5 protein-coding genes are annotated in these 16,849 nt (G+C 57.4%); 1 reads left to right on the forward strand and 4 read right to left on the reverse strand.

Annotated features, from left to right (window positions below; translation table 11 throughout):
* Window positions 1–221 precede the first annotated feature (221 nt).
* Window positions 222–1,001: a class II glutamine amidotransferase gene (locus tag EG19_RS13195; RefSeq protein WP_081800085.1), complete on the forward strand. Its 780-nt coding sequence runs from the start codon at window positions 222–224 to the stop codon at window positions 999–1,001.
* Between the two features lie 208 nt (window positions 1,002–1,209).
* Here the strand turns inward: EG19_RS13195 and EG19_RS09435 are convergent, their stop codons facing one another.
* The 4 genes from EG19_RS09435 to EG19_RS09450 form a co-directional block, all read right to left on the reverse strand.
* Window positions 1,210–4,563 carry a Swt1 family HEPN domain-containing protein gene (locus EG19_RS09435; protein ID WP_038049904.1) on the reverse strand — a complete coding sequence of 1,118 codons (3,354 nt, stop codon included), beginning with the start codon at window positions 4,561–4,563 and terminating at the stop codon, window positions 1,210–1,212.
* 136 nt (window positions 4,564–4,699) lie between these two features.
* Complete coding sequence (locus EG19_RS09440) at window positions 4,700–7,543, reverse strand: DUF1156 domain-containing protein (RefSeq protein WP_038049905.1); 2,844 nt, start codon at window positions 7,541–7,543, stop codon at window positions 4,700–4,702.
* A gap of 1,476 nt (window positions 7,544–9,019) precedes the next feature.
* The gene (locus EG19_RS09445; RefSeq protein WP_081800086.1) at window positions 9,020–13,156 is read right to left on the reverse strand and encodes a sacsin N-terminal ATP-binding-like domain-containing protein; all 4,137 of its coding nucleotides are present in this window, start codon (window positions 13,154–13,156) and stop codon (window positions 9,020–9,022) included.
* Window positions 13,153–16,725 (reverse strand): helicase-related protein, encoded by a 3,573-nt coding sequence (locus EG19_RS09450; RefSeq protein ID WP_038049907.1) that lies wholly within the window; start codon window positions 16,723–16,725, stop codon window positions 13,153–13,155. Before EG19_RS09450 ends, EG19_RS09445 begins: the two co-directional genes overlap by 4 nt.
* Between the last annotated feature and the right edge of the window lie 124 nt (window positions 16,726–16,849).

Genomic DNA, 16,849 nt, shown 5'->3' on the forward strand with positions numbered 1-16,849 from the left:
CTCAGAAACATTTACGCCTACCTACACCGCCCCCGCTACCCTGACCACGAAAACTTCGGCATCTCTGCGCTACACTTTGGGCGATGCCCACGTTGAGCGACTTACGAAGAGCATACTGCTGGAATCGGCTTCACCTGGTGAGCCCAAATTTTTCTTTCCAATCGGCCGGACATCGCCGCGGGCCCTGGGGCCCGCACTTGTCGTGATTGCTAGGAGGCGCCATGTGCAGGCTTTTGGGACTTGTAGCCAACAAACCTGTCGACCTTTCTTTTTCGTTAGGCAAGTTTGGCGACCACGCTGCCAAGAACCCTGATGGGTGGGGTATAGCGTGGTGGACTCATTTCAAAGGATGGGAAATCCGCAAAGAACCCTACCGTGCTGATACCAGTGAACACTATAAACACGTAAGCGTAGAAGCGAAAGGGCAAGTGTTTGTCTGCCATGTTCGGTTCGCAACAATAGGAGAAAAAAAGATGGAAAACACCCATCCTTTCCGTCACGGGGATTGGGTCTTCGCCCACAATGGCTCGCTGGATCGTGAAAAACTCCTTGGACTGCTCCGGAAAAGCTACCGTCAATGCCTTCGTGGCGAAACCGACTCCGAAACGTTCTTCCTTTGGATTCTCCAAAACATTGAGGGCTGCGACCACACACTCAATGGAATCCGCTCAGCAATCCGTGGCGTGCAAGACCTAACTCTCAGCAGTCTCAATTTCTTGCTTGCCAACGGGCCCGAGTTGTACGTTTTCCGGCACGCAACACAAAAGCCAAACTACTACACGCTTTTTTACCTGGTCCGCGACGGGACAATGACCTCTCCGCTTCAGGCAAGCTCTCACGAACTCCCTGCGCTTTTAAAAAGCAAACGGCTGGCTGGAGAACGTGCTGTTCTAGTGTGCTCCGAGCAACTAACTGACGAAACATGGACTCCCGTGGAACAAGGCACGCTCCTCGTCATTGACGGGGCAAACCTTAGTGTAAAAAGCTACCCTGTCCTGTGAGCCTGCTCGCCTGAGAACCACTGCACATTCAGGTACCCCCCTAACTAACACCTCTTTTAAGGGCTGGCCACAGCGAAAGACCCGCTCGCTGGAAAGCAACCTGGGAAGAACGTGGGGCCATCGGCTCCGTTTACTCACAGGCACGAATAATGACTATGCGTCCTGCAAACTACCCTTTGATTAAGCCAGTTCCTGGCTCGTAAACGCTTCAATTCCGCTCGAAGCCGTGGCTGGTAAACTTCAGCGTCCGGCAATTTTCGGTGACCGTGCGAACCACGTGATCCGGCACGCCTTGCGTAACCACCACCTCTATTTCTAGCGTTAAATAAACCCGAGCCCCAGGTAAACCCGCGAGGTGGGCGATCACCTCCTCGGCGACCCTGCCGGCATCCGCCCCGGGCCGAAGAGGGTCGAGGGTCACGCTCCCGTGGAACCGAGTTGGGGGCTCCGGGGCGGGAGGAGGTGTTGGCCCTACGTCGTAACCTGAAGCTGTTTCCACTTCCGCAACGTGAGTTACTGCGGCTGGGGTCGTGGTTCGCTCGCTGCTCTCTTTTCCCAGTTGCTCCCTGGCAACTTCAGGCTTGACAACTAAGCCTGGCAACCCCTCAACGGGGATGCGAACGGATTGCCCACCACGTAGGCCCCGGTAGCGGCCAGCCTGCTCATCCAGACTGTCAGCGTAGGCAAAGCCGTCCCGCTCCCAGGTCTTTAGTTCCACCCCGTCTTCAACCGCGCGCGCCAGCACTGCCGGCCCCTTCAGACGTGGCAAATAAAGGTAGCGCGCAAAATCATCCGCAAGCTGGCGAACACTCACGTGATCTCCACGCCACAGGGGCACGTTGTCTAGCTCCATTCGAAGTCGCGTGCCCGCCAAAGAGGTCAACAGCAGCTCTTCCCTTATGAGCCTTGCACTGGCGCGCACTGCAAGCCCTTCGGTGCCCTGGAGGCGAATTTCCTGCCACGTAACTTCACTCTGTGCGTTAATTTGAACCGGCACCAACAGCCACTGATACGTCTCGGGGATCCGAGCTCTGACGGCCGCGTCAGCGTCTGCCTTTTGCGTTTCGGCCTGCCGTACCTGATGGGGAGAGAGATCCAGCGGATCCCTGTCCTGAAGGATAGACTCCCATGCCAAATAGCGCCGTGTTGCCTCTTCCAAGTCTTGTAGCCGAGTCTGATCCGCCGCCAGGAAAACTAGCGTATTCCGGTTGTAGCGTTGAGAGCTGCCGCGCCACTCCAGAATTTGTTTTGCAAAGGTTAAGGCTGGGCTTTGCTGGCCTTTTGTGTGCGGATAGTCAATTCCAAGGATCACAAGCTTCGCATCGCAGTCGTCGGGCACATCTTGCGTGCTACGTGGAAAGTCATGAACACGGCCAAATTCGCCCGGGCGCTGGCGAACCTCTTCTCGTACTCGCCGTTCGATCTCACGGGCCACCTTTTCCGTTTCACGTGCAAGTTGCTGGGCACGATCCTCCGCAAGGCTCGTAACGGTAGGCTGGGTCGAGTACCAATAGCGATTTCCGTCCTGATAAAGGTAGGTAGCCTCTGCTGCCAGCCGACGTAGGGCGTCACCGAAAACGGCTGGAGCCTCTCCCGGCATTACGCAACCCAGCCGAATCCGGCGATCTTCGATGCCCTGGTGGGCGGCACCTTGAATCGGAGCCGAGCCCAGGTAAATGGTGCGAGCCACTCGGCGACACGCATGGTACTTTCCGAGGTTAGGAACTTCCGAGTCCAGTCGCACCGGAAGCGAGCTCGGGCCGTCCACATCCTTTTCGATTACCGGCGTCCAATTGTCCGAAAGGTAGCGCGTAAGCTCAGACCGCACCCGAGGATCGTCCATGGGAATGGTGGACGGCAGAATGAGCGGGTTCCGGTCACCTCGTTCCCAGAGGGTATGGATTACCGCCGCCATCAACCGCAGAACTCCACGGGTGCGCTGAAACTTCGCGAGCGTGGACCAGTCTTCGTAAAGCCTGGCAAACACTTCTGGGTGAATGGGATACGCGGCCCTCAATTTTCTCTCATATTCCGCCTCGCCGCATTCCGGAGGAAATTCACCTTTTTGCCCGCGATAGAGGTCGGCAAAAGCCCGAGCTGTGACATCCCGATCCCTGAACTGATCGGGTTCAGTCATCTTCTGAAAAAGCCTCCGGCGAACAATTTCGAAACTTTCCTCGGTCGTGGCCGGTCGCCAGGGTGCCTCGATGCGGCCGATCACGTTTCGTAGCCGATCCAGAGCCTCGCGCCCGCGCACACCGCCCACCTCGATGTCTTCGGCCATCACGCGGGGAGAAGCAGGCGTGTCGGATGCCGGCAAAGAAACCACCAGCAGGCAATTCCTTGCCGCTCGTGCGCATTCCGTAAGCGCCTGGGCGAACGTGAACTGCGTATCGAAGGTTCCGCCGGGCAGATCTGGGTTATCGTGCAGTTGCCTGGCGTACGCCACCCACTCATCTATGAGCACCAGGCATGGGCTGTACGCTTTGAACAGCCCCCTTAAGGTATCCCCGGGATTTGTAGCGTTCTCATCGTCCTTCGCCACTCGCCCAAAAGCTTTCCTTGCTTCTGCTATCCCGCCCGCTGCAAACCCCAATTGCCAGGCCAGTTCCCCCCACAGGGTGCGAACAACCGTCCCATCCGGCTTCACACTGGGGTTACCCGGAGAAATGCGGTTCCCTACGAGCACCACTCGATAGACCCGGGGCAAACTCTGCACCCCAGCCTCGGCGAGCACAGTTTCGACGCCAGGTAATTCAGCAGGCGGAGTTCCCGAGAAAAGGTGGTACAACGCCAGCATGGCATGAGTCTTACCACCTCCGAAGTTGGTCTGGAGCTGCACTACCGGGTCCCCACCGGAGCCAGAGAGCCGACGGACTGCGCTCACCAAGAGACGCTTGAGGCTATCGGTGAGGTACGTGCGGTGGAAGAACTCAACCGGATCCTGGTACTCCGAGGCGGCCTCTTCAAGGTACACCTGCCACAGATCGGCGGCGAATTCGGCTTGTTGGTACCGGCCGTTTGCCACGTCTGGATGAGGAAAAATGACCTCTCTCCACGGTTTTAATGCGCCTGTGGTGGCTGCCGCGACAAGCGATCCCCCTACCTTTCTCCGCTCTGTACGCAGCTGCTCATCAAACCGCACCCGCAAAAGCTCCTGCTTCATGCGCGCTAGGTCCGCTGCCTGCGGTGCAGAGATAGCTGTAAGTAGACGTTCGGCTGAATCCAGCGCACGATAAGCGTCGTCACCGGTGAACGCTTCCTGGTGCGCCCACTTATTTCGCCACTCTCGCAGCTCAGAAACCAGGGAACGTTCCGCCTGGCCCAGGATGGGCCGAAAAATTTCATTCCACGCCTCCCACATCACCCTCAGCAGCGCCCCCGCGTCCCACTCCCTGATTGGCTTGCCAGCAAGCAACCGATCATCCCCCAAAAGCTTGGTTGCCTCCGCCTGACCCTGGCCTTGGTACCGATTTTGGAACTCCCGCTCCACAAACGGCGCCAAGCCAGCGCGTAGCAGCTCTAACGCCTTCCCCACCCGCTCGTGATTGGTTATGGCCATTGTCCTACACCCCTCTCTTCAATTTCCGTCCTATGGGCGCAAGCCTTTAATATGCTGGCACACCCGTCGCACCTTCGGGTGGCCAGGACGGTGTGCGGTCCTTTGCGTCTCAGCACAATGAGAAAATCCCCAGCCATCAGGTCGTCTCAAGGGTAAGCTGCTTGGTGGAAACCACTATCCGGGAAAGTCTGGCCAACTCCGGCCAGCCCACCACCAGCGCGTTGTACCCCTGGGCTTCCTGGGACCAGTTTCGCTTCTCGCATACGTTGTAAAGCCGGTAGGCGAGCTCCCGCGCCAGCTCCCCATAGCTGCCCAGCCTCTGCAAAAGCAGCGCTGTGGCTTCCTCTCCGGCCTTTTCGTACCAGTAAAGCCGAAGCAGGTGGTGGGTGGCTTCCCAAACCGTAAAGCGCTTGTCGGTGGCAGGATCCCAATCTTTTTTAAGTTCCTCCGGGCGCAGCAGCCGCACCCCGCCCGCCCTGGTGGCCACGATTCCGGCCTCCACCAGACCGTTCACGCTGGTCGCTTTGGCTTTGGAAAGCAGCTCCGCGTTGCCGAAATCCCCTTCGAAAAACCCGTGTTGCTCGAACCAGGCGATAGCCCAGCGGGTGTCGTTGTCAAACTCGTCCTCCTGCTCCGAAAGCACCTCGGTGAGCACTTGGTTGATAAGACCAAGGGCGGTACGCACGGTCATGGGCCGGCCGCTGGCTTCCAGCACCCGACGGTACTTCGAGTAAATGGCCATTCCCGGGCCGATGGCGGCCTGGGCAAAGTCCACCGGGGCGATATTCCCCTGCCGCAGGCGCCGCAGCGCCACTGGAAGCTCCCTCTTGAGCTCGGCCACGAAGGACCGCCGGTCCGTCTGGGGCGCGCCCTCGGGCCGTGGCCGGCAAGCAATCACTATGTAGGAGGCTAGGGCGTTAGTCTCCATGGCGTTCATCCGCCACTTCTGCGAGGCTCGCACCGGCCAGGTGGCGGTGATCTGGAACCCCGTGCCGATCAACGCTTCGAGCATGGTCTCCCACCCGGTGGTGCGGTCGATCCGGGCTTCCTCGTTTTGTTCGTTTTCCTCCCCGTCCTCTCCGCTCTCCACATCATCCTGCTTGAACGCGTAGTACACCGTAAGCGGAAACCGCTGGTCCATCTTCTCCCTCAGGATGGCAAAAGCCCGGCGGAAGCCCTGCTCGAAGTGCTCTTTGGCCTTGCGCTTGTCGCCGTCGAACCGCTCGGGAGCCGCCACCAGCTCAGGCTCTTTTGGCACCAGGATGGTGGCAAAAAGGTCCGGGTAAAGGTCGCCAATGGTACGGCGCAGCCAGACGTAAAAGAAGTCCGAAAGCGCCGCATAGCCGATGTTGTCGTAGTAGGGGGGGTCGGTACTGATAAGCACGCTGGAGATCTCATCCCAAGGCCGCGCGGCGTCAATGGGGCGGGCGTGGCCGATATTGGAACCAGAAGCGTAAACGTGCTCCAACCCTTCGACGACGCGCTCCAGGCAAACGTCGAATCCGGAACGAGGCGATCCGAGCGGATTGCCTTCCGCGAAATCCCAGACCATTGGAATGGCCTGTCTCGCAAATAGGTTCTTGATCTCAACTCGACTGGCTTCCCACCGACATAGTGCATTATTGAAATCCGCGCAGCGGTCCAGGGCCAAGGCCAGGAAGGTAACGATGGCGGCGGTGTAGGCGTCGGCGTCCGCTTCGGAAAGTCCGGCGGCCAACGCATCCTGCCGCACGTCCGCCCGCACCTCCCAGATCAGGTCCGAAAGCGCCACCATCGCCGTGAGCTGGCGCGGGGTAAACAGGTCGCCCATTTTCGTAAGTCCGTACAGCGCACATGTTCCACCCGTTAGCTTGGGCGGGATTTCTCCCCCAGGCCTCCAAGACGGCTCCCCTTGCCCGGCAACGGCCTCGTGTGACGTGGTTGCCGGTACGTAAACCCGTCCCCGACCAGTGTCAGCCACAATCGCCACCAGGCGCTGACCCAGCCGACCCGCTCGTCCTTCCTTCTTGATGTGGTCGTCCGAGATGGGGTCTCCCGTCAGCAGACAGCGAAACTGGGCACGACCGGTCTTGGTGCCGGCCTTGACCGCTTCCCGGTCCTTCGGCGCCCCGGTGCGCACAAGGAAGCGCCAGGTGTTTTGCGCCCGGTCCACCACCGGCTCCAGCCAGGCCTCGCTACCTTTCTTGCTCGACAGCCAGAAGGTGCTCATAAGCGGCACGTGAGCGCCCCGGGCCGCCGGGTTTGGGCTGGGCACCGTCCGCGCCCAAATCCAAGCGATCACCGGCAGTTCCTTCCCCACGTAGGGCTGGAGATGTGGGTGTTCAGCGGCCATTTCGGCTGTCACCTTCACCGGCGGATACAGATGGCCAATCCGCTTTCGGGCCCGTTCCAGGATCACCTGCCCGTAGTAATGCACGTCGGCAGCAAGCCCGTCGGCACCGTTCCCGCCCTCAGTTCCCCCGATTTTTTCTCGGGTTTCCGGGTTTACCGGTGGGTGGTTGGCCCAACGGGGAACGATTTCCAGGTTGCACTTGTTGAGCAAAACTGCCACCGGGTTGAGATCGGCAGCGTACGCCTCAAACCCCAGTCTCGCCGCTTCCAGCGGAATTGAGCCACCACCCGCAAACGGATCCAGCACCGGCGGCAGCTTCCCGTCGCAGTACTTCAGCATCTCCTCCCGAGCCTCGGCGTAGATCTCAGGGTGCTTGTGCAGTTGCTTCGACATCATCCGCCGGACGATTCCAAACAGCCGCTCTCGCTCGGCCTCCTGCGCTTCCTCAGTAGGGAACTTTTCCGGATGGCTGCTGGGGTCGTCCACCACCGAGGCGAAAAGCACGGCCCGCGCCACCGGCAGCGGCAACCGCGCCCACCAGTGGTGAATCCCCTTGGGGTGCGCCCCAATTCCCGGCATCTTGTCGTACGCCGACGCATCGTTGATTTCAGGAAGGGGCAACGCCACTTCAATGAGTTTACGGGTCATTCATGCTCCCTCTCGTTAGCGGCATGCGCACAGCCTCGTTTGTCTCCGGACCCATGAGTTCCGCTTTAGGTGAAGGCGGATCGCTTGCTTGGGGTTCCCGCTGTTTCGGCACAAGGTGCAGAACCGGCGCCCTTGCGCCTGGAGGAACTCTGCGCAGGGTCGTTTTTTCGAATAGCCATCGCTACGAACCCACACCATCGGCTCCTTGATGGAGGTATAAACCAACCGATTTTCGTGCGATCCATGGTGTGGTGCGGTGACAACACTCCAGGGCGGGACATTTCCTACGTCCACGCCCTTTAAATCAGAGTCTCCTGTAAACAACACCCCTGGCCGCCCATCCCCCGCATCTAAGAATAGTACCAAGCTTTGGCGGTTCACCGCAGTGAGAAAAGCAAACCTCCAAAATTCCCCAGCGCTCTTGGGAGGCCGTGTTGGCTCTAGAAAGTGAGTTTGCTTGGCACTCAGCGGCCGCAGCGGACAATGGTTGGCTACTCCACGAATTCCAGCATTAGCCGGATCGTGCGCAAAGCACCGAACGGGAATCCCGCGAGCGGACGCTAGCCAGACCAGTGCCAAAAGGCGGCGCACATCCCGGACCACCGTAAGGCAGGACCTCTCAACAAGAGCCAACCTGTCAAAGGGCGCACACACCCACCGGGCCTTCCAGGACCAAAACCAAAGGGGCATTTCCGCAAGAAGCTCGAGGTGTTCTTCCACGGAGGCCAAGGTGGCCCAAACAAGGTGGTCATTGAGAGAAAGCGCCCCCTCAGGCTCGGGCGCTAGTTCCGCATGCTCCCTATCTCTCGCCGACCATCTTTCGAAAACATCGAAGAAGACGTTACGCCAGTGTATCTCTTGTGACTCGGCTCGTTCGTTGCCCATCTCCACGAATGCCTCTCGAGATGCCTTCCTTAATTGCCCCAAAAGCAACGAGATCGTGTCCCATGGATCTTCCGGGAGACGCATAACCGCTTCGAGCCAGGTGGCGGGAAGCCACAGCTCCCGGCATCGCAATCCCGCCTCGAAAAAGCCAATTAAACCGTTCGCGTGGTCAGCATCATTGTGGGTGCATACAACGACGTCAACGCCCCTGGCGCGAACATATCCATGAAGCATGCGAGGTAATTCTTTCTTAGAGCGCCCCCCATCCACGAGAACTCGAAAACGGTCGTCGGTTTCCGCATAAAACGCGTCTCCGTTGCCTACGGGAAGAGCGACAAATTTCATGGCAACGCCCCAGTATTGCCTAGCGCCGCTCGGAAATAATGCTCCGCACTCAGACTTCCAAGATTGGGCTTCAACAAAAAAATCTTGTAAACCGACCAGCGCCACTCGAGACTGTTTTGCGGGTAGCTAGCGCCAAACGCGGGGTAATCGCCGGGCCTATCAGAGATTCCACAAAGACCTCTTTTCTCCATGGCAAAGAAATCGCCGTAGCAACGACGAGCTCGTATAGCTGCTCGTTCCGCGAGATCACCGTACGAGATCATCATCGTGGTTACCCTTACGCAAGCGGTATTGGGCTGGAGACACAACGACCTCCTGGTTTTCCACCATTCGGAGGAGATCTACGCCCCGGATCTCCCGAACACTACTTTCCGAGTTCGGCACGATCAGCGACCAGTGCTCGGGCTCAAATTTAAAATGCTCCCAAATCTCCGCGGGAATTTCCACGCCGCGTTCCAGGGGCTGCTTTGCCACCCAGTAGCTTACCGGATTCCCATTGCCAGTCAAACATAGCCAAGCACGCCCGTCGCGTGTGATAATGTGGCCATCGTCGTGAACGAAAACCTTCTTGGTTTTGTCCCACCGGAAGCCCTTAGCGTTAGCAAATTTCCAAAAGACCGCGAGCCTGCGTTTACGCTTTGGCACACTTCTGATGATGTGTTCCCCTTCGCCTTCATCTTCAGGCTCCGCGGGAAGCGCTACTTCGTCTTCAGCAGCCAACCCCTGTGGGTTCGTCTCGTCCTCGTTGACACGTGCATCCTGACCTTGTTCTTCTCGAATCCCTGACCCGTCTAAATCTAATGGCAGGTGTTCTCGGAGGTATTCAACGATAAACTCGTATTCGCGCCCGATACAAGCACGAATGCTCTCCGTGATCCTTTCATGGCCGAAAGGCCGGGCCAACTCGGTGACCAAGGCCTCAAAATGCCGCGCGGCCTTGCCGTCGGCAACATAGATTGCGCCTCTTTTCCTGTGCCAAAAGACATCCAGCGCCCTCGCCTCGCCTGCGGGGCTGCCATTGAGATACGGTGTAACACGGATGGAGCCCTGGGCCACCGGTTGCCAACGAAGCTTTTCGAGCTCAGCAGCCGTTTGGCGAATGTGGTGCGTCTTGTTTTCGTCGTCAAACCTTACACGCTGGAGCTCTCGTGCTAAAGCTACGATCCAGTCGGGCTGACTGGGTTGCCCAATAGTGACAGGGTCCTGAATTAGCTGGAACTCAACACTGGTTTCTAAATCGGTAAGGGCGGCAAAAGGTTGTACTTTACACGGGTCCAGTGAAAGCACCATCCGAAGATCGGCCGTTGCTGCCTTCACTTGAGGAAAGAAAGCCACCCGTGGTTCAGCACTATTTCGGGAAATCCGATACTTTAGCTGCGCCACTGGTGTCCAGCGCCCATCGAGGCTCAGCCAGTGGTGGCACGTGTCCCAAACTTCCAGCGGGTAACGCTGGAGTATCCCAGAAACGCGACGCCGCAGCGTTTGGTCCAACTGTCTTCCGGAGGGCAGGTTTTGTAACCATTTCAGCATCAGCTCAGGTGTAGGTCTCTCACAGACCCCCACATATGCCCAGAGGCGAACTTCGTTCATCGCCGGATGAACCACCGGGATCTCTGGACCAATTTCGGCGCTTTCGTACTGAAACACCTCGGACGCCCTTGCCCATTTAAGATCGCTGGTGAGAATGAGAGCTTCACCGGCAAACGCCTGGCGTACCTGCTCCATTTCTTCCTCACCGCATTGCAGCATCGCCTTGTCCAAGGCACGGTACCATTTCCCAATTTCCGGAAGAAGGCGGGAAGGCGCCGGCTCTTGAGCCAGCGCCCGGATGCGACCAAGCAGTTTATCGACCCCAGCTAGGGTATCCCGAACGCCCAGCAAGCGGAGTAAAGGCTCGGTTTGCTCAGTATCGAGGTCGCCGCGGACAAACGGTTCCACGTCTTGGAGTGGCTCAGTTTCCGGTGAACGCAAGTAGAGCTCAGCGGGAACCCGCACCTTGCCCCAGGTGTCCGGGAGGCAGTTCTGGCTCCAAAAACGCACGATCCAGGCCGCCGGCGCACGGGCAACTTCCCTTTGGTTCCAAGAGGTGCTAATTTGCGATATTATAGCCTCCACCCTTGAGTCCCAGTAAAAAGAGGGTGCGCGAATCACAGCCTCGGCGATTCGCCCCCAATACTCGTCATCAGACTCGGCCTTCTTTTCCCAGTGCTCTAGGAGATGCGAATCGAAGTCGTAGTCAACAATAACAAAGTTTTCAGTAACGTACGGGAACATGCCTGGCGGATCAACATTCCGCCTCCTGAGTTCTTTTTTCAACCCATCTCTGCTGTTGATTCTTCCTTGCTGCCTAACTAGCGGAGCAAACGGCCAAAAGCCGCTTTTTTCACTCGCTACCCAGTCTTCCCACTGCCGGCGGGTGCAGAGACGAAACTCGTTCCAGTAGGCCTCGTGGAGCAAGTGCGCCGCGGCCCAGTCTTCCGGGTACAGTTCCTCACTTCCAGGCAGGTAAGGGACAACCAAGCCCTCGCTTAAACGCCGCGATTTACCGTCCCTGGTAATGGCTCGGAACTGCAATGGCGCTTTAGCATCCAGCGCTGCCAATAGCTGGGCCATCTGCACGTGCTCCGTAAGTGACACGTCGCTTTGGGCGAAAAGAGCTTCACAAGCCTGGACAGCGACAGCATCCGTCGGACTAGGGCGGTCCAATCCAATGTCCTCAAGGAGCTCAAGGGCAGCCTCACTTTCTTCATTCGGCTGCTCTTTCTTTTTTCCTAAGAAGCGCAGCCAATCCGGGTCAACCGTTCGGACCAATTCCTCGAGAAAGCGCCACGCGTCATCACTAAGCGTTTCTTTTTTCGATGGAAGGCGCACAGTGCTCTCAGCTGGGGCCAAAACGTCGCTGCCCTGAATCGGTGCGATAGACAGCTGCCGTATTCGACCTGTGCCCCGATAACTCCACGGCACGGACTTTTGCACGACGCTCCACAATAGAAGAAGCTTATCGTCGGGAGGGCGGGGAACCCGCGGATTATTTTCGAGACACTGGACTAAACGATCCTCCTCCCAATGTTCAAGCCACCCCCACGAGGCTAACCGCTTCCGCTGGTCATCCGAGACTGCACCGCATAAAACGTTTCTCCTCGCACCCCCCGTCTCGGGGCGAAACACTTCCGCAATTTGTGGAGGATCCCAAACCCGGTAAAGTTTCTCCGGCACCGAAATACAGCTCCCAGCGCTGAACACGTGGCCTCTGAAGTCCAGCAACATACGACTTGAGCCCACAACCTCGTTAAAAGCGGCGCAGATAGCGGAAGTCACGCTGGAGTCGAGAGACACAGTCTCGACCGGTTGGTTCGGTAGCAGTTCGTAGGCTCTCGCACGGTCCGTTGTGCCCAATGACCGATTCCCAAGCCACTCAAGCATTACTTCACCGGCCAATCGGCCAAGGCGCCCTAGAAGCCAACGGTTAGTGGGTGACAAAGACGGATCTTTGATTGCTGATCGTGCTGGGTCCTGAATAAAGGGTGCGTTGCAAGAGAATGGGGTGTCAATCGCCACTCCGGTGGGCAACACAACGAACAGTCTCTGGGTCCCAGGCATACCGAGAACAATCTCAACGCGACTAGGTGGGAGGTGGAGATCTTCCACATTCCGTTCCTGCCGAATCTCATCTAAAGCGTCCTTGGGCAGTGGTTCTTCTGGCGAGAAAAAGACCAAAACGTCATACTCATTCCGAGCAACAAGCTTGAACCTTTCGGAACACTTAACTGGACCTTGACCCATACGTATTCTACGCAAGGTCGCACCATTGATAGTAATCTCAAGGATCGAGTTAAAAAAAAGCAAAGAGAACGGGCTCTCGGTCCAGTCTTGAAGGTTTTTCCTAAGTTCGTCGGCGCGGTGACGGTCCTTTACTTTAACGCAAACTCTAGTTACCTCGCAAGGTGGTGCATCGTTGATCCAGCTTGGTTCGGTGAAACGGCTGCGGTGGAAGCGAACAGCCAACGTAGGCGTGAGGAGTTCCACCGTGTCGCCAAGACTAAAAAGAGATTTGAATCCGACGCCCCGGAATCCAATAGTGTGCAGCGTCCGCTTGTTCGAAAACCCGAAACGACAGAGAGAGGAGAAATCCTCTTCGTTAAAATCCCTTCCGTTGTGCTCAAAAACGAAATCGTCGTTTTGGAAAGACACACGCACTGCTTTGGCACCGGCGTCGTCGGCGTTCTGGAGAAGCTCGGAAAGCACATGGCGGGGACTCTGCACTTGGCCGAACAACTGCCTCCATGGCCCGGCCAACTCAGGATCATTTTCCAGTTGCTCCCAGCGGCGACAGGCACGTTCGCGCACCTTGGTGAAATAGGGCGGAAGTTTCCTTGCGCTCATGATGGTGGGCTCCCTCGAGCAAGAAGCTCACTGACACTGTAATTCACGCTGGTCACGCCGAAATCTGGCTCGCACCCAAAAGGCCGGCGTATGTAATGGACCCGATACTCGTTATCTTCCAAGAACTCAACGATAGCGAGAATGTAGTTTTCCGGTCTGTTAAGCGAGGTTAGAATTTCGTTACGGGTTACTGTAATCGAATTCGCTCCGGCCACCCTCCCTTTTACCTCGATAAACCGCAGACGCCCGGTTCGTGGATCACGGCTTTCTATGTCGTAGCCGAGTTGCTCTCGCTCGCGATCCACGGGCTCGTAACCCAGCCGTCGCTCTATCTCCATCACAATGGCCCGGGCACGAGCGGCTGAAGCTTGGGTATCCACGGGGCTCGTGCTGACAGGTAAGGTCTTGCTCTGCATCTTTGCCAGAAGGCCTGCAGGCACTACAACGAACCCCCCAACCACAACTGGTGGGAGGGGAGAAATCTGGGCTTCAAGTTCCAGTTGCGCCATGCGCTTTTTGAGTCGGGCAGCAAGGTCGTCAGCTCGACGCCGGGCCTCTTCGGAGTTGAGCCGGGCCGCAGGCTTTCCTGCCAGCTCCTGAAGGCGGAGCTCCTGCGCCCGGTGGTCCCAGTAGGCAATTTCCTTGGTGAGACGGTCTTTCACAGCCGCTCGGGTTTTTTCCACCCACTCTAGACGACGCCGGCGAACCTCTTCAAGATGCTCTGGCACCACCTCAGTCACGGCGTACTCCTGCGCCCGATTTTCCAGATCGTTCGTGATCCAGCTGCACTCAGGCCGAGACAGGATATCCAAGGCAGAAGGCTCGTCCTCCCGCAGGGGGCGATAATCCAGATAAGGAGCGAATCCGGCGTGACGCGCCTGACCTTCAGCATCCAACTCCACGTAAAGCAGGCGGCGGGAGACCACCCGGGGTTCTCCAGAGCGAGTTTTGCTCGCATCTTGCAAAGACTGTTCAAGGTAGAAAACGATGCGCGGTTTGTCGCTCATATCTCGCTCGTCTACAAGGACCGCTCCGCGCCTCAAGAGTTCGCGGTGACGCTCTAAAGTTAGATCAATGACCGCGTCCAGCAACGGGTGACCTGGGCACACAAATGCAGCAAGCGGCTGACCCGGCAGAGCAATTAGGTCTTTTTCGAAAGTTATACGCTCGTAACGAGAAAGAACCGGCTCGCGGGCGCCAATGAGCCGGTCCCTTTGACGAATGGCTGCCGGCACATGGGTCACTTCGTAACGACGGTGTTCCCGCTGGCGCAGGCTACCGCCCAAGCGCCGGAAGGCCTCGAGGAAAAACGACTCAATATAGTGCGGCTGCAGTCGCCGTGCCGCAGCACGCTCCATGTCCTCACGAATTCGGCGGAGTCGGTCAGAGTCAATAATTTCTTGCACCAAGGCGCGCTCTTCAACGAGATCTTGCAAACGCGCCGGGTCAAAAGCTTGGTCAATGGCGCGAGTAAGCCGTGTTCTCACCTCGGGTCGCTCACCGCTGCGTATGGCCTCAATAAGAAGATCGCGAAGGGGCTTGCCTTCAAACTGAAGTTTCCCCAGGACATCAAAGACTTTACCCCCGAGAGCCTTGCGAGCTTCCTCGAGTTTTCGCAGTAACGTGTGGTAGACGTCGCCTTCACGGGTCTCAATGGCTACGAGGTTCCACAAATGGCAGGGCTCTGTCTGGCCGATTCGGTGGATCCGACCGAAACGCTGTTCCAGGCGATTTGGGTTCCAGGGAAGATCGTAATTCACCATAAGATGAGCCCGCTGAAGGTTGATTCCCTCGCCTGCGGCATCGGTAGCTACAAGGACCCGCACCTCGGGATCATGTAAAAAAGCCTCTTGGGCCTTCATGCGTTCTTCCCGCCCCATGCCACCATGAATCGCTACCACCGCGCGATGCCGCCCCAGCAGTGTGGAGATGCGTTCGACCAGGTAATTGAGGGTGTCCCGATGTTCAGTGAAAATCACGAGTTTTTGGCCTGCCGAGGCAAGCTGCCTCACAGGATTGGCATCCTGAGTTGAAGAACCCCCTTCCACCTGCTGGCCAGCTTTTGGGGTAAAAAGCTCCTGCAGGAGATTGGCCAACTCTTGCCATTTCCGATCCTCGCCACTGCTGCGAACCCTTTGAGCCAGACGTTCCAAGCGCTTGAGAATTTCAATCTCCGCTCGAAGCTCTTCAATTGTTCGAGCAGCCGTTGCCTGATCTACGACCTCTTCCTCTTTAGCACTCACCTCGGCGTCTGGCGCATCTTCAAGATCCTCCAGTTCGTCCGGTTCCAAGGTGAGTGCGAAAGCGCCAGATATAGTTACGGCGCCCCCGCGGTGCAGCAGCTCCACTTCCCGCAATCGGCTCTCCAAGCGCTCGCGCCGGCGCTTGAGAGACTGGTAAATAGCCTCCGGCGAGGACGCCAACCGGCGCTGCAGGATGGTGAGGGCAAATCCAACGGTTCCAGCACGCTTTTCGTCTTCTAAGGCGTCCGCACGGTTGAACTCTTCGCGGACATAGTTGGTAACTTCCTTGTAAAGGTGAGCCTCCTGGTCCGAGAGTTTATAAGGAACTGTGTGGGCAAAGCGTTCTGGAAGAAGCGGCGTTCCGTCGAATTTTACCAGCTTTTCCTTGACCACCCGCCGCATGATGTCGGAAATATCCACCTGGTGGACACCGTTTCGGAAACGACCTTCAAAGCGGTCCCCGTCCAAAAGAGCTAAGAACAGCTGAAAATCTTCTTCCTTGCCGTTGTGCGGCGTGGCGGTCAGTAGCAAAAAGTGCCTGGTTGCGCTAGAAAGAAGCTGGCCCAACTTGTAACGCTTTGTGTATTTTACCTCCCCGCCAAAAAAAGTAGCGGACATTTTGTGCGCTTCGTCTACCACCACCAAATCCCACCGGCACTCCGGCGCACTCAATCTGGCCTGCACCTTTTCATCTCTGGCGCACTTGTCAAGTCGAGCAATAACCAGGTCGTTCTCGAGAAACCAGTTGCCGGTGCGCGCAGCTTCGAGTTTGTCGTTGGTGACAATTTCGAACGGCAGCTGGAAGCGGCGGTATAACTCGTCCTGCCATTGTTCAACTAGGCTTCCAGGGCAGACCACCAGACATCGCTGAACGTCGCCTCGAACGAGAAGCTCCTTTATCAACAAGCCTGCCATTATGGTCTTTCCCGCACCAGGGTCATCGGCGAGGAGAAAGCGCAAGGGTTGGCGCGGTAGCATTGATTCATATACGGCCGTAATCTGGTGCGGAAGGGGCTCCAATAACGAAGTGTGAACAGCTAACAAAGGGTCAAATAAGTATGCCAAGCGAATGCGATGGGCCTCCATCAGAAGCCTAAAAAGCGCGCCGTCACCGTCAAACTGCCACGGGCGGCCCTGCTCTACCAATTCAAGCCGATGTTCCTCATCGCGGTACAGAAGAACATTCCCAACGCGCCCATCCGGATCCTTGTAGGTCAGTTCTACGACATCGCTCCCAAACCATTTCACATGGACCACGGTGACAAGCCTGTCCGGTAAGACTCCCCGCAACACAGCGTTTGACCGTAAATCCTCGAGTTTAAGCATAGAGGAACCTTTTTTCCGTGCCTTTATAATGTGCCGACATGGCGACTCTCACCGTTCTTTGCATCGCCCTTAAACCGCCCCAGATAGCCGCAAAGAAATACACCGCTCTTCAAACGAACCAGCT

The organism is Thermoanaerobaculum aquaticum (assembly GCF_000687145.1).
Classification (GTDB): domain Bacteria; phylum Acidobacteriota; class Thermoanaerobaculia; order Thermoanaerobaculales; family Thermoanaerobaculaceae; genus Thermoanaerobaculum; species Thermoanaerobaculum aquaticum.

Bases quoted from the DNA above. Each gene is read 5' to 3' on its own strand.
- EG19_RS13195 (WP_081800085.1), top strand. From the start codon at position 222: ATGTGCAGGCTTTTGGGACTTGTAGCCAACAAACCTGTCGACCTTTCT.
- EG19_RS09435 (WP_038049904.1), bottom strand. From the start codon at position 4,563: ATGGCCATAACCAATCACGAGCGGGTGGGGAAGGCGTTAGAGCTGCTA.
- EG19_RS09440 (WP_038049905.1), bottom strand. From the start codon at position 7,543: ATGACCCGTAAACTCATTGAAGTGGCGTTGCCCCTTCCTGAAATCAAC.
- EG19_RS09445 (WP_081800086.1), bottom strand. From the start codon at position 13,156: ATGAGCGCAAGGAAACTTCCGCCCTATTTCACCAAGGTGCGCGAACGT.
- EG19_RS09450 (WP_038049907.1), bottom strand. From the start codon at position 16,725: ATGCTTAAACTCGAGGATTTACGGTCAAACGCTGTGTTGCGGGGAGTC.